The 14144-nt window shown below is 44.1% G+C and carries 15 protein-coding genes; all 15 read right to left on the bottom strand.

Annotation, left to right across the window (positions count from 1 at the left end):
- Positions 1–4: 4 nt before the first annotated feature.
- A complete protein-coding gene (locus CKV62_RS02785; RefSeq protein WP_095065552.1) occupies positions 5–526 on the bottom strand; it encodes a KdsC family phosphatase in 522 nt (173 codons plus the stop codon).
- A gap of 2 nt (positions 527–528) precedes the next feature.
- Positions 529–1500: a KpsF/GutQ family sugar-phosphate isomerase gene (locus CKV62_RS02780; protein ID WP_038117003.1), complete on the bottom strand. Its 972-nt coding sequence runs from the start codon at positions 1498–1500 to the stop codon at positions 529–531.
- An 11-nt stretch (positions 1501–1511) separates the two neighbouring features.
- On the bottom strand, positions 1512–2330 hold the full coding sequence (gene kdsA, locus CKV62_RS02775) for a 3-deoxy-8-phosphooctulonate synthase (RefSeq protein WP_095065550.1): 819 nt from the start codon (positions 2328–2330) through the stop codon (positions 1512–1514).
- Positions 2331–3062, bottom strand: coding sequence for a 3-deoxy-manno-octulosonate cytidylyltransferase (gene kdsB, locus CKV62_RS02770; protein WP_095065548.1), 732 nt, complete (start codon positions 3060–3062; stop codon positions 2331–2333). It abuts the gene before it with no gap.
- A 44-nt stretch (positions 3063–3106) separates the two neighbouring features.
- Complete coding sequence (gene lpxK, locus CKV62_RS02765) at positions 3107–4219, bottom strand: tetraacyldisaccharide 4'-kinase (RefSeq protein WP_095065546.1); 1113 nt, start codon at positions 4217–4219, stop codon at positions 3107–3109.
- A gap of 18 nt (positions 4220–4237) precedes the next feature.
- Positions 4238–5542, bottom strand: coding sequence for a 3-deoxy-D-manno-octulosonic acid transferase (locus tag CKV62_RS02760; protein WP_095065544.1), 1305 nt, complete (start codon positions 5540–5542; stop codon positions 4238–4240).
- Positions 5543–5544: 2 nt separating this feature from the next.
- Positions 5545–7275, bottom strand: a complete 1731-nt coding sequence (locus CKV62_RS02755) for an ABC transporter ATP-binding protein (RefSeq protein WP_095065542.1) — start codon at positions 7273–7275, stop codon at positions 5545–5547.
- A complete protein-coding gene (gene lpxB / locus CKV62_RS02750) occupies positions 7268–8410 on the bottom strand; it encodes a lipid-A-disaccharide synthase (RefSeq protein WP_095065540.1) in 1143 nt (380 codons plus the stop codon). The genes CKV62_RS02755 and lpxB overlap by 8 nt, the downstream gene beginning before the upstream one ends.
- Complete coding sequence (locus CKV62_RS02745; RefSeq protein WP_095065538.1) at positions 8407–9246, bottom strand: LpxI family protein; 840 nt, start codon at positions 9244–9246, stop codon at positions 8407–8409. Before CKV62_RS02745 ends, lpxB begins: the two co-directional genes overlap by 4 nt.
- 199 nt (positions 9247–9445) lie before the next feature.
- A complete protein-coding gene (gene lpxA / locus CKV62_RS02740) occupies positions 9446–10258 on the bottom strand; it encodes an acyl-ACP--UDP-N-acetylglucosamine O-acyltransferase (RefSeq protein ID WP_084214635.1) in 813 nt (270 codons plus the stop codon).
- A 20-nt stretch (positions 10259–10278) separates the two neighbouring features.
- Positions 10279–10704, bottom strand: a complete 426-nt coding sequence (gene fabZ, locus CKV62_RS02735) for a 3-hydroxyacyl-ACP dehydratase FabZ (RefSeq protein ID WP_038117023.1) — start codon at positions 10702–10704, stop codon at positions 10279–10281.
- 2 nt (positions 10705–10706) lie between these two features.
- Positions 10707–11540, bottom strand: a complete 834-nt coding sequence (gene lpxC / locus CKV62_RS02730; RefSeq protein ID WP_095065536.1) for a UDP-3-O-acyl-N-acetylglucosamine deacetylase — start codon at positions 11538–11540, stop codon at positions 10707–10709.
- A 90-nt stretch (positions 11541–11630) separates the two neighbouring features.
- Positions 11631–12533 carry a lysophospholipid acyltransferase family protein gene (locus CKV62_RS02725; RefSeq protein WP_095065534.1) on the bottom strand — a complete coding sequence of 301 codons (903 nt, stop codon included), beginning with the start codon at positions 12531–12533 and terminating at the stop codon, positions 11631–11633.
- A gap of 6 nt (positions 12534–12539) precedes the next feature.
- Positions 12540–13571, bottom strand: coding sequence for a UDP-3-O-(3-hydroxymyristoyl)glucosamine N-acyltransferase (gene lpxD, locus CKV62_RS02720; protein WP_095065532.1), 1032 nt, complete (start codon positions 13569–13571; stop codon positions 12540–12542).
- 28 nt (positions 13572–13599) lie between these two features.
- Positions 13600–14142, bottom strand: a complete 543-nt coding sequence (locus tag CKV62_RS02715; protein WP_095065530.1) for an OmpH/Skp family outer membrane protein — start codon at positions 14140–14142, stop codon at positions 13600–13602.
- Positions 14143–14144 lie beyond the last annotated feature (2 nt).

The following is a 14144-nucleotide window of genomic DNA, read 5'->3' as shown; positions in this document are numbered from 1 at the left end:
TCCTTTATTGTCCATAAGCATGTGCCTCCCGAGCATAGTCTGCTATGACAGAGTCCCATAAGCCTTGATTCTTCAAAATATATTCCACGGCTTCCCGCACGGCACCATGACCGCCCGCAGCGTGAGAAATAAATTTAGCTATATTCTTTACCTCGGGTACCGCATTTTGAGGTGCCATCGGTAAACCTACGATCTGTAGTGCCCCTAAATCATTAAGGTCATCACCCATGTAAGCGATATTTTCCGCATCGATACCATGTTCCATACAAAGAGTACACAATGCCTCTGTTTTATTTGCATGGCCCATGATTAATGCGTCAAAATGAAGCTCTTTGGCACGACGTTCAACCATCGGCGATCTACGAGCCGTAATGATGGCCAGTTTAATACCGACCTTACGGGCAGCCGTGAGACCTAAGCCATCCTTTACGGAAAAAGCCTTCATTTCTTCACCGCCGGATGTATAGATCAGCGAGCCGTCGGATAAAACACCGTCTACATCAAGTACAATCCATCGAATATCCATTATTATACAATGCCTCTGCGCAACAAATCCGTAATATGAACAATGCCGAGACATTTATTATCCGCATCTACTACCGGTAACACCGTAATAGGTCGAGGTTGATTCTTTTCCATTAAATGGAGCGCCTCGGCGGCTAATTTATCCTTTGTAATCGTGCGAGGCATCGTCGTCATCATATCTTCCACCGGCCACTCGAGGAAATTACTGCCCGAGTCAAGGCCACGACGTACATCGCCATCTGTAACGAGACCGATGAGATAGCCTTCTTCATCCACGATATTTGTAGCGCCTAATCCCTTTTCAGTCATTACAAACAATGCATCTCGAACAGAAGCGCCTTTGTGAACAATCGGATTGTCCGCGCCGCCATGCATAATATTCTCCACGGTCAACAATAATTTACGACCTAAAGAACCGCCCGGATGGAATATGGCGAAGTTTTCCGGTGTAAAATGATGGCGTTCCAACAGGCACACAGCCAGTGCATCACCTAAAGCAAGCGCCACCGTTGTACTCGTGGTAGGTGCCAACCCTAACGGACAGGCTTCACGTTCCACTTCAGCCAATAAAACGATATCGGAATTCTTAGCTAATGTGGAGTTCGGATTGCCTACTACACAGATCAACTTGGCACCGATGCGACGTAAGGACGGCAAAATACTGATAATTTCACCTGTTTCCCCGCTATTGGAAAAAGCCAATACTACGTCATCCTCAGTAATCATGCCGAGGTCTCCATGTACACCTTCGCCGGGATGCATAAAGAGCGCCGGAGTCCCTGTACTCGCCAATGTGGCCGCTATTTTACGTCCTATATGACCGGATTTACCCATCCCGGTGCACACAACACGCCCCTTACAAGCCAAAATCATATTTACAGCATTAACAAAATTATGATCCAAACGAGAACTCAGTTGTTCAATAGCACGAGCCTCTTCGTGAAGTACCTGTGCCGCTTGTTCTAAAATAGTCACCAATACCGCCCCTAACCTTTAACGATTTTATCAATAGCTACTAAATCGCGAAGCAATGCTTCAAATTGGTCTAAATACAACATATTAGGTCCATCGGACAATGCTTCTTCAGGATTATCATGTACCTCAAAGAAAAGCCCGTCCACACCGCTAGCTACGGCAGCACGTGCCAAGTTAGGCACAAACTCACGATTCCCGCTGGATTTCGTACCCGCACCTCCCGGCAACTGCACACTATGTGTTGCATCAAAGATTACAGGATAGCCAAACGAACGCATGATTGGAAACGAACGCATATCTACAACGAGATTATTATACCCAAAGCTGAATCCCCGTTCCGTCAGCATTAGATTTTCGTTTCCTGTTTCTTTCATCTTATTAAGGACATTCTCCATATCCTTAGGAGCCATAAACTGCCCTTTTTTTACATTCACGCATTTACCCGTTTTTGCCGCACCATATACGAGATCCGTCTGGCGGCACAGGAATGCAGGAATTTGCAAAATATCCAATACCTCAGCAGCCGGTTCGATTTGCTCAATAGAGTGAATATCACTGACTACAGGCACGTTGAGTTCTTTTTTTATAGAAGCCAATATCTTGAGGCCTTCCTCCAAGCCGGGCCCGCGGAAGGAGTTAAAGCTGGAGCGGTTAGCCTTATCAAAGGAGGCCTTAAATATGTAAGGAACACCTACGCGTTCACAAATTTCTTTAGCCCGTTTGCCGATAGCCAATGTGCGATCATAATCCTCAATCACACAAGGTCCGGCAAGGACAAATAGCCCCTTGCCTCCCCCTACGGTAATATTATTAATTTGAACTGTTTTCATTTATCTCTCCTCTTGTGCGTAAATGGCATTTACGCGAGCCAAGTCTTCCGGTGTATCTACACCGATAAATCGCTTATCCGTAAGAATAACGCGAATAGTATATCCATTTTCAAGAGCCCGTAATTGCTCCAGCGACTCGGTCTGTTCCGCCGCTGTCGGCTCCATATTAGCGTAATTTAACAGAAAATCCCTGCGATATGCATAAATGCCGATATGTTTAAGCGGTGCTTTCACAAAATCCTGTCGAGGATATGGAATCAGGGATCTGGAAAAGTACATCGCATCATTTCGGTTATTAAGGACAACCTTTACCGCGGACGGCTCATCATATTCCTCCTTTAAAAGAGGCGTTGCAACGGTGGCCATCTGCAAATTTGGATCATCCTCAAAAAGTCGCGCCAAATCATCGATCAGCGTGAAATCAATCATCGGCTCATCACCCTGTACATTGATTATCACATCTAAATCAGCATATTGAGCCGCTACCTCCGCAAGACGGTCAGTCCCCGTCGGATGATTCGGATTTGTCATCATCACGGTACCGCCAAAACCTTGGACGGTCTTGAATACCCGTTCATCATCGGTAGCCACAATAGTATACATTGTTTTTTTCGCTTGTGACACGCGTTCATAAACCCTTTGAATCATCGGTTTACCGGCAATATCGGCCAAAGGTTTACCAGGCAATCGTGTAGACCCGTAACGGGCCGGAATTATACATCCAAATTGCACAATAAGCCCCCCTTTTTGTCATTTATACATCTTATTATTATACACTAAATCTCTAAATTTTCTATGAATTCCTGTTTTCCGGCTACAAATTCAATGCCGATAGATAGCACCAGAATCGGTGTTTTCAAGTCTTCAATTGCATGCAACTGACTTAACTTCACAGCATCCTTTTCCGTAATACAGATCATGTCCGCCTGATGTGCAAATGCCTGTTTCCAAATCTCCACGACATCGTCATTGGTAAACTCATGATGATCCCCAAACGCCAACGTATGAACCACATTATAGCCCACATCAACTAAGGTTCTGGTAAAAGACTGCGGATTTCCGATGCCGCTGACAGCCATAATCCTCTTTTCTTTATGAGTTCCCACGGGAGACCCCTTTGCACCGGCTGCCCATTCATCTAAAGTATATAAGGCCTGCGGTTTATGGATCGTTTCATAAATCGGTGTCTGTGGTAGCATTTGAGCCAATCGTTTCCGTATGCTCGATACGATTCCCGGTGCCACCTGATCAACCTTCGTGAGGACAATGATATCGGCCCGCTGTAACCCGCTTAGCGGTTCACGTAATAAACCTCGCGGCAGTACATGCTCATAACCGAACGGATTGGATGCATCGACAAGGACAATATCGATGTCTCGAGCCAGCCCCCTATGCTGAAAGCCGTCGTCCATAACCAGACAATCCGCACCAAGCTTATCAATGGCAATAATCGCCGATTGAGTACGATCCCGACCGATAATAACGTTAGATTTCGACAACACCTTTGCCAACAACCAGGCTTCATCACCACTTATGGTCGGCTCCACCAGCATGGTACCGTCTCGGGAAATAATAATATTCTTTTTATTATCCTCCGCCCGATAGCCTCGGCTCAACACAGTAGGATGAAATCCTTTCTGAGCGAGCACATCACAAATAAATCGCACCATCGGCGTCTTACCGGTACCTCCGGCCGTGATATTACCGACGCTGATGACAGGCACAGTCACCTTATTAACGCCCTTTCCTTCATCGAAACGGGCATTGCGGATTGATACGGCCTTTTCATAGCCTTTACTGAGAAATGCAAGTCCGGATCGAGCCATATCGCCCAATATGGACTTATTTTCACCACTGACAATGGATTTGAATAATTCTTCCCCACTCATAAGAGTCTCTCCTTCCTATTATGGAATGATATGATGTGCTTCAAATAACTGGCGCAACTCTTGAGTATTACGTCGTGTAGCTCCGCGATTTTCTCTAATAATTTCCAGACAATGTTCGCCCATCTCTTCAGCCAAGGCTTTGTCGTTGCAAAGGCGCAAGACCATCTCGGTCAATTCTTTACCGTTTTTTACCTGTTCACAAGCCCCTCGCGAATTAAGGAGCGAAAAGATTTCTTTAAAGTTGAACATATGAGGGCCTACCAGAATAGGCTTACCGTGAGCAGCCGGTTCCAATATATTATGTCCGCCGGTTCGCACCAGCGAACCACCCACAAATATAATATCCCCTAAACTGTAAAGACGCCCGAGTTCACCGATCGTGTCGAGAACAACCACGGGAATACCTTCATGTACGGGCTCAGTCATATCACTGCGACAAATGGCATTCAGTTTATAGCGTTTCGCAAGGCTTTGTACATCATGGCCACGATAAATTTCACGCGGCGCAATCAATAAACGTGCTTGAGGGTACTCCTGCAAGACCTGTGTAAAGGTTTCAAAAATAGCCTCCTCTTCGCCCTTATGGGTACTGCCCGCGACAATAATCGGGTGATTATTTCCAAATCCGAATTCATCAAGCAGTTGCTGCTTCTCTTCACTGGACACGGTGGCATATGTCTGATCATACTTCATATTGCCCGTCACGGTAATATCCGCTTTATTAGCGCCAAGTCGTGCGATATACGCTGCATCAAATTTAGATTGCATGCAGAATCGTTCGATAGACCGCAGCATTTCCCGTGTGAAAGCACTGATATAGCGATATCGCTTCATACTGCGATCCGAAATACGACCATTTACCATCATAACAGGTATATTTTCAGATTGAGCGATTCGTAAAAAGTTCGGCCAAATTTCGGTTTCCACCAATAAAATCGTAATAGGTTTGATAATATGTAAAATCTTACGGGTCAAATATGGCAGATCAAGAGGGAAAAAGATAATTCCTTCCGCTTCCGGAATAATGCGGTGTGCCATTGCATGGCCTGTAGCCGTAACTACGGATACAACAACGACGGCCTCAGGGAACTCTTTTTTCACTTCTTTTACCAGCGGACTGGTAGCCACGATTTCACCGACAGATGCGGCGTGAATCCAAATCGCACGGCGTCCTTCTATTTTTTTTAATAATGATGCAGGCATATAGCCCGCACTCTGTTTAATGCGCTCATAAAATCCGTCTTCAAAAGCGAGCCGGTACAAAATGACCGGTATCAGGCCTATCCAATAGAATATGAGCAATACGTTGTATATCCAGTACATGGTTATCCTTTATTGGAGAATTGAACAGAGTAAAGATGATTGTACAACCCGTCTTCAATAGCTAGCAGCTCCTGGTGAGTCCCCTGCTCTACCAGGCGACCATGGTTAAGTACAACAATTTGATTCGCATTCTGAACGGTGCTCAATCGATGAGCGATGACAAATGCGGTACGCCCCTTCATGAGACGATCGAGCGCCTCCTGAACGAGTTTTTCACTTTCCGTATCCAAAGCAGACGTAGCTTCATCGAGAATCAAAATGCGTGGATCCTTTAAAATCGCACGAGCAATAGCCACCCGTTGACGTTGACCGCCTGATAGGGAACTGCCGCGCTCACCTACGATCGTATCGAGTCCGTCCGGCAATTTATCGACAAACTCCAATACATTAGCGGCCTTTGCCGCTTCGTATATTTCTTCATCCGTCGCATCAAGGCGACCGTAGAGAATATTTTCACGAATCGTGGCATTGAATAATACGGTTTCCTGCGGAACTAAACCGATTTGTTCGCGCAAAGACTTAAACGTTACATCCTTTACATTATATCCGTCGATAGTGATGGAACCGTCAGTGACATCATAAAAACGAGGCAGTAAATTTGCCAATGTCGTCTTCCCCGCACCGGATGGACCAACGAGCGCCACACTTTCACCGGCCTTAACAGATAGAGTAAAATGTTCCAATGCCGGTTTTTCACCATCATAGGAAAAGGATACATCATTAAATTCCACATCGCCCGTAATAGCCGGTAATACAACTGCATCGGGTTTCTCGATAACATCAGTTTTAGTATCCAAAATTTCAAAAACGCGATCCGCTGCAGCCAAAGCTTTTTGAATATTACCGTAAACTTGACTCAAACGCTTTACCGGATTCGACAGATTGATAGCATAAATCAAAAATGCGATAAGAGACCCTGCCGTAATCGTACCGGTTACAACGGAATAACCGCCATACCAGAGGATAACCGCCACGGCAACGGCAGCGGAAAACTCGACCATAGGGCTCAATAAGCTGGTTAGTTTTGTGGCCTTAATAACAGCCTTGAAGTTACGGGCATTTTCCGTTTCAAAACGGTTACGCTCAAAATCTTCGCGCGCAAAGGATTTAACGACCCGCACCGCGCTGATAACCTCTTGTAAAAGCGCCGTAATATCAGCGATACGCCCCTGTACATCGTGACCGGCAAGGCGTAATTTCTTACCGAATACGTTGATAATCAATAATACAACAGGCACAGTGATAAAGGTAACCAACGTCAACTTCCAGTCAATAAGCAGCATCGATACGAGAGAACCGATAAGCGTTACGGACTCGGTTATGAAGGATATGAGATTATCCACCACCGCCGTTTGTAAGGCTGCCACGTCGTTGGTGAGATTACTCATGATAACGCCCGTCTTACGGCGATCAAAATAAGATAAACTCAAGCGTTGAAGATGATTAAAAATCGCTTCACGCACATCGATGATAACGCGTTGACCGATATAGGACATATTATAAGTCTGACCATACGTAGCAAAACCTCGAATTAAGAAGATAAGAATAATCGCCCCTACAATCAGGTTCAGCATAAACATATTTTTATCTTGTAAAACCTGATCCACCACATTCTTGATGAGCCATGGCACGACCAGATACGCGGCTGCCGCTACAATCATACAGAATACGGCAAATATCATGCGCTTATAATAAGGCTTTACAAAATATAAAAGCCTGGAATAACTATTCATTACACTTCTCCTTAGCTAGGTCATATACGAGGTGCGCTACGCGTTTTACCGCCCCCGGTTCACCTAATGCATGTCGTACTTCGCGCAACTCCGTGCGCATGGCCGCATTTGCCGACTCATCATCGATTAACGGCGCTACGGCCGCTACAATGCGTTTCGGATTTACCTCATCTTGTAAAAGTTCCGGTATCACTTCTTTACCGGCGATAATATTCGGTAAGCCCACGTGAGATACGTTAACCACCATTTTACCGATACCATACGTAATCGGTGATACGCGATACAGTAAGACGGTAGGCAATTCCATCATAGCCGTTTCAAGTGTCGCGGTCCCTGAAGCGGCAAGACAGGCATCACAGATTTGCATTAAGTCGTATGTATGGTCCTCCGTGATCGTTACCGGCACATTATGAGACTCAATAACCGATTCCAGTTCACTGCGGTCAATAGTGTGCGCACGGGGCAAAAAGAACTGCATATCATCATGGGTTTCCATTAATATCTCGGCGCTCTTCAGCATTGTATCAAGTAGTGACATGACTTCCTGTTTACGGCTGCCGGGCATAAGTAATATTTTTTTAGCCTCTTTTCGGACATCAAAATATACTAAAGCTTCACCTCTGTTCATCGTCGGATGAACGATATCCAACAATGGATGCCCTACAAATTCAACATCACATTTATATTTTCGATATGCCTCCGCCTCAAACGGAAAAATCGAAGCTACCTTCGTCACATATTTTCGAATGGTATCGCCACGACTACTATGCCATGCCCATATGGTCGGTGCAATATAATATACCACCGGAATACCGAGTTCATGCGCTACTGCGGCAAGTTTCATATTAAAACCCGGATAATCTACACAGACAAGAATATCCGGTTTTTCTTTCATCATGACCCGTTTTAAATACGTGCGTAGTTTAAAGAATTTCGGCAACGATTTAATAATCTCTACAATGCCTATGACACCAAGATTTTTGATGTCATATACAATGCGAACACCGGCCCGTTCCATCAAGGTGCCGCCCATTCCGAACAATTCTACCGTAGGATCCAGTTCGCGCAATGCCGCAGCAACACTGGCAGCATGAGTATCACCGGATGCTTCTCCGGCAGAAAACATGATTTTCATCGTGCATCCTTTCTGGCATTCACAAAATCCTCGTTTACGGCGCATATGACAATATTATGACGATTTGCCATATCAAGCACTTCCTGCTGCTGTACGAAAATAGTTTTTTCCGCTTCTACAGCCAATACCTTGCATCCGCTATCTATCATGGACATCAACGTTTTAATGCCTACCGCAGGTACGTCAAAACGCACATCCTGATTCGGCTTCTCCGTCTTCACGACAACAGCATCGCCTCTGCCTAATTCACCGCCGCGTAAAATGCACTTATCTGTGCCTTCAATGGCTTCAATAGCCATGGCCGCCTTATGTTTTACGACAACAGTCTGTCCAATATCAAGAGCACCCATTTGTTTCGCCAATTCAAATCCGAAACAGATATCTTCCCATTGTTCATCGGTGGGTGATGTTTGTGAAAGCACCCCTACTTTAGGCATAAAAGGCTTTAAATATACGGTCTGATCCAGAACTTTAAATCCTTCCCGCTCAATTTCATCGACAATGGCAAGCATAATCGTATCGTCTTTGCGATTTTTAAGACGGCGTAAGACCCCCAGTGTCTTTAGATCGGGGAACGATAAACCGTTAAAGAGGATTTCCTTAGTCACTTTTCCCAGCATGGTCAGTTCAACGACGCCTTCCTTCTTTAAGGTCTTGAAAATTTTTCCCAATTTTGCGACACCTATGCTGTAAAAAGCATCGGCTTCACGTTCAAGGGCCGGGTCTATATCAGGTACCACACCTATAACAACCACTTCGTGCCCTAATAGGTGTGCGGCACGCATGAATTCTACAGGCAATATACCGATGCCCGCAATCAATCCTACCTTTGCCAAAACTATACCTCCTATATGACCTGTCGGTCCAAGCTTATATTTACATACTGGTTGTATACAATTTAACAATACGAGAATTACCGTCCGATGACGTACTCATATACAGTATATTGTACTATAAATGACCATTTTTTACCATTAAAACACAGCTTTTACCACAATAGAAAGGGACCCCGTAATACTACGAGATCCCTTATTATTAATCGCGACGAGTACGCATAATACCACGATCGGCATTGCGCAAAAATCGTAATAAATTTTCTATTTCTACAGAAGAATCAAGCTGCATTTCCATTTCTTCAATCGCCTTGGATAAACTGAATCCGGAACGATAAATAATGCGAAATGCCTGTTTCAAATCACGTCGTACATCTTCGGAAATACCTGCACGAGATAAGCCTACCGAATTAAGTCCGATAACGCGTGCCGGTTGACCATCTGCGATAACATACGGAGGAATATCCTGTACCACTTTAGCCATACCGCCGACCATGGCATTACGACCGATTTTCACAAATTGGTGAATACCGGCAAGTCCACCGATTACTACGCGGTCCTCAACAATAGCGTGACCTGCAAGACCGGCACAGTTACTCATGATCACATTATTACCTACAATACAATTATGAGCTACATGAGTACAAGCTTGAAGCAAACAGTTATTTCCGACGCGAGTCTCTTCACCTTCGCCGGTAGCCCGACTGATGGTGACAAACTCGCGAATAACCGTCTCATCGCCGATATTACAAAAGCTTTTTTCACCTTTAAATTTTAAATCTTGCGGTTCCAACCCAATAGATGCGTTCGGATAAATTTCACAACGCTTACCAATGGTTGTCCAACCACCAATCACAACATGTGCACCAATTTTGGTTCCATCGCCGATCACGACATGTTCCCCAATGATTGCACCAGGACCTACGATTACATCTTTGCCCAATTTAGCATTTGGATGGACTATGGCTGTACTATGGATGTTGGATTCTGCATTTTCCATGCCTACAACTATCACTATAATCACTCCTCAGTTTATTATACAAGGGCAAACATGTATTCACCGCTAGCGCACAGTTTATCCCCCACATAGGCACGGCCTTCCACCTTACCCATACGGCCTTTTATCTTAACGATATCAACTTCCATGCGCACTTGATCACCGGGTTTTACAGGATGACGGAAACGAACCTTATCAATGCCTGTAAACATCGGTGTCAAACCACGGTTTTCTTCAGGGTATAAAAGAGCAATACCCCCTACTTGAGCAATTGCTTCTGTAATCAGAACGCCAGGCATCACAGGATTTCCCGGGAAATGCCCCTGGAAGAAAAGTTCATTAAAGGTGGCATTTTTAATGCCCACAGCACGCTTCATAGGTTCCAACTCAGTAATTCGATCTACTAAGAGCATTGGATAACGATGAGGTAAAATTTCTAAAATATCTTCGTGATTAAGAATCATGGCTATGTCTCCCTTATTTCTTCCATTATACTGTGAGCCAAACGCGAATTAAGTTCATGACTCGATTTTAAAGCGATTACATGGCCTTCAATAGGTCCTAATAAAAACAAATCCCCAATAACATCAAGCGCCTTATGGCGGACAAGTTCATCATCAAAGCGAGGGACAGATAAGCATTTCTCATCATCATAAACCAATGCATTATCCAAATTGCCGCCCTTAGCAAGACCCATAGCCTGTAATTGTTCCAATTCCTTCATAAATCCAATAGTTCGAGCCGAGCCTATGTGCTCCTTGAAGTACGCTGGAGTGACTTCAAAATCACATTGCTGGGTTCCAAGTAATGGATGACTGTTGATAGAAGTAAATGTCATGCGATATCCATCATACGGAAGGATGACGATAAATCGATCTTCATCATATACGGCATGAGATTGCTTGATTTTATATACCCGGCGTTCTGCCGTCTGTATATCAAAGCCCGCCTTCTCTATCAAATCGACAAAGACCGCACTGCTACCGTCACCTACTGGAGGTTCCGGAGAATCCATTTCTATATAACAATTATCGATATTCATAGCACTGAACGCTGCTAATATATGCTCAACGGTAAATACCTTAGCTTCACCATTTTCTAACGTAGTAGCGCGCATAGTGTTCGTCACATTATCAATGTGTGCTCGCACAGAAGGCTTCCCTTCAATGTCCGTACGTACAAACACAATTCCTGTATCTTCAGGTGCAGGTTTAAAAACCATAGTTACCGGTTCACCGCTATGAAGGCCAATCCCTTGATATGAAACAGCCTGTTTAATCGTCTGTTGTGGCTTACTCATAAGAATGTCCTTTCATACTCTGATTTATATTTACTATACACCAATTTGTATTATACCCTATTTGCATAGGCGATACAAGAAATTGACTATTTATCGAAAGACATCCGGTGGCGTTTCAATCTGCTCACCATAATAACGACGAGTCCATTTCCAGCGATTATGCAACCAGAACCAATCCTCCGGATACCGGCGAATATAATCTTCAATAAACTCATTTAAACGCGTTGTCGTAACAGAAATATCACGTTTTTTGTCATCCGTACGCTCTACATACATCGGCGGATGTACTTCAATTTCATGTTTTCTAGAATATGGATTGTAATGAATGGTAACAAAAATGATAGGAACATCCTGCATGCGAGCTAATACGGCAGGGCCAGCGGCGGTTAAGGTTTCGTATCCGAAAAACGGTACCAATACACCATCATCACCGGGATCCTGATCCATAATCAACCCTAGGAAAGCACCCTTTTTCAGTTCTGTTATCATTTCGCGCACACCGGTTTTATACGTAACATGCTGATGCATAATACGTCGATATTCATTAATAAACCGATCGGAATCACCATTCTGTTTCATAGCTACGGAAATCAGGGGATAGCCTTCAGATGCGAGCACACCACCTAATAATTCCCAGTTACCGCTATGAACAGCAGCCAAAATTGCACCGCGACCATTTTCAAGAGCATCATCCAAGTATTCACGATTGATAAACTCGACCATATCTTTATAAGCACCATCCTTGATTTCAGGATAACGCAATACATCGATAATCATACGTCCGAATCGAGTTGTACTCGCCTTTGCAATACGACGTGCTTCCTTCGGATCATCTGTAATATGACAGAACATAATCTGACCGATAGCTAATCGCTTACGTTTAGGCGGCACAACCAGCCACGCAATTTCACCAAGCAACGCGCCAATCGCATATTGTAAACCTTTCGGCAACATACAAATAAAGGCACTAAAGATTTTCATAAACCTATACATGGATTATTAGCTCTCCTTAAGCTGCGCTTTCAAAGCTTCAATTTCCTTTTGTAATTGTTTTACCGTTTTTACCATATCCGGTAAGCGATTTTCATAAGCCGCTAATTTCAACCATTCTTTGTGCGGCCTCATAGGATACCCTGCCATAACGCAATCGGACGGTACATTACCGGTAATACCTGTTTTTCCTGCAAATTGTACATTGTCACCAATGGTAATATGTCCCGTACAACCTGTCTGTCCGGCAAAGATGACATGGTTACCGCATTTGGTACTGCCTGCGATTCCGACCTGAGCAATAAGAAAACAGTCCTCACCGATTTCAACATTATGTCCCAAGTGTACTAAATTATCAATTTTAGTACCACGTCGTACAAGAGTAGACCCCATTGTCGCATTATCGATTGTCGAACAGGACCCGACTTCCACATCATCCTCTAAAATGACATTTCCCACTTGAGGAATGTGAGTATGTACGCCATTTTCAGTAGCAAAGCCGAAACCTTCACCACCGATTACAGCCTTCGCACGCAATACAACTCGCTGACCGAGGATACAATTTTCATGTACGATAGCACCCGCATAAATGTCGGAGTCCGCACCGATTCGTACATTATGACCGATATACACATATGGTCGAATCGTTACATTATCACCGATCACGGCATTATCATTGATTACACAGTACGCTCCAATAGCGACATTTTTACCTATGGATACATTCTTACCTATAATCGCCGTGCTATGCACCTCACGAGGTACCACTACAGGCGGATGAAACAATTCCAGAATCTGTGCAAAGGCAGACTTCGCATTATCGACTACAATCTGTGACATTGGCGCATCAGGTATCTCAGACTCTACGATAACCGCACCGGCTTGACAGAGTCCGATATGTTCCACATAATCTCCGACAGCAAAGGTAATAGATTGTTTTGCAGCTTGCTCAAAACTACGTGTTTCCGTGATGCGTACCGTATCATCACCTACAACGCGACCTTGTACTAATTTCGCAAGTTCCTGTAAGTTTTTTTCCAAGGTAATCTCCCCCTATTTTTAAAATAGATTATTCTGAAGCTTCTGCACTACCTTCGGCAGGTTGCGCCGCTCCTTGTTGATTATCTTGCTGATTATCTTGTTGGTTGGACTGTTGTTCATCGGCTTGCGCTGCAGCTTCAGCCTCTTTGATTTGATCATCTGTAGCCTTACCCATTTTATTGATCAAATCATCGGTTACATCCGTACCGCCACCAATAACAGCACCCTTCTCAATGATTACGTCAAGCTTTTTATCTTTTACGAGTTCACTGATTTGTTGATCCTGATATTGACGGAATTCTTGGGCTTTTGCAGTACTGAAAGTAGCCAATTCCTGTTCCGCTTGTTTATATACTTGAGGTTTAGATGCTTCATCAGCAGCTGCAATTTTTGCATTCAATTCTGCTTTTTTAGCATTAATTTCTTTAGTAATAGTGATACCTTTTTCAGTGCTGTTCGCAACTTTCACACTATCCACGTAACCGATATTATTAGATCCGCATCCGCCGATAACGGCCATAGACACCACTAAAGATACACCTAATACCAAAGATTTCATACGTTTATTCATAA

Source organism: Veillonella rodentium, assembly GCF_900187285.1.
Classification (GTDB): Bacteria; Bacillota; Negativicutes; order Veillonellales; family Veillonellaceae; genus Veillonella; species Veillonella rodentium.
The sequence above is the reverse complement of the archived record's forward strand: the minus strand, read 5'-3'. Positions and strand labels throughout refer to the sequence as shown.

Excerpts from the sequence above, each read along its gene's own strand:
- CKV62_RS02785 (WP_095065552.1), bottom strand. The coding sequence starts at position 526 with ATGGATATTCGATGGATTGTACTTGATGTAGACGGTGTTTTATCCGAC.
- kdsA (WP_095065550.1), bottom strand. The coding sequence starts at position 2,330 with ATGAAAACAGTTCAAATTAATAATATTACCGTAGGGGGAGGCAAGGGG.
- lpxK (WP_095065546.1), bottom strand. The coding sequence starts at position 4,219 with ATGAGTGGGGAAGAATTATTCAAATCCATTGTCAGTGGTGAAAATAAG.
- CKV62_RS02760 (WP_095065544.1), bottom strand. The coding sequence starts at position 5,542 with ATGTACTGGATATACAACGTATTGCTCATATTCTATTGGATAGGCCTG.
- CKV62_RS02755 (WP_095065542.1), bottom strand. The coding sequence starts at position 7,275 with ATGAATAGTTATTCCAGGCTTTTATATTTTGTAAAGCCTTATTATAAG.
- lpxB (WP_095065540.1), bottom strand. The coding sequence starts at position 8,410 with ATGAAAATCATGTTTTCTGCCGGAGAAGCATCCGGTGATACTCATGCT.
- fabZ (WP_038117023.1), bottom strand. The coding sequence starts at position 10,704 with ATGATTCTTAATCACGAAGATATTTTAGAAATTTTACCTCATCGTTAT.
- lpxC (WP_095065536.1), bottom strand. The coding sequence starts at position 11,540 with ATGAGTAAGCCACAACAGACGATTAAACAGGCTGTTTCATATCAAGGG.
- CKV62_RS02725 (WP_095065534.1), bottom strand. The coding sequence starts at position 12,533 with ATGTATAGGTTTATGAAAATCTTTAGTGCCTTTATTTGTATGTTGCCG.
- CKV62_RS02715 (WP_095065530.1), bottom strand. The coding sequence starts at position 14,142 with ATGAATAAACGTATGAAATCTTTGGTATTAGGTGTATCTTTAGTGGTG.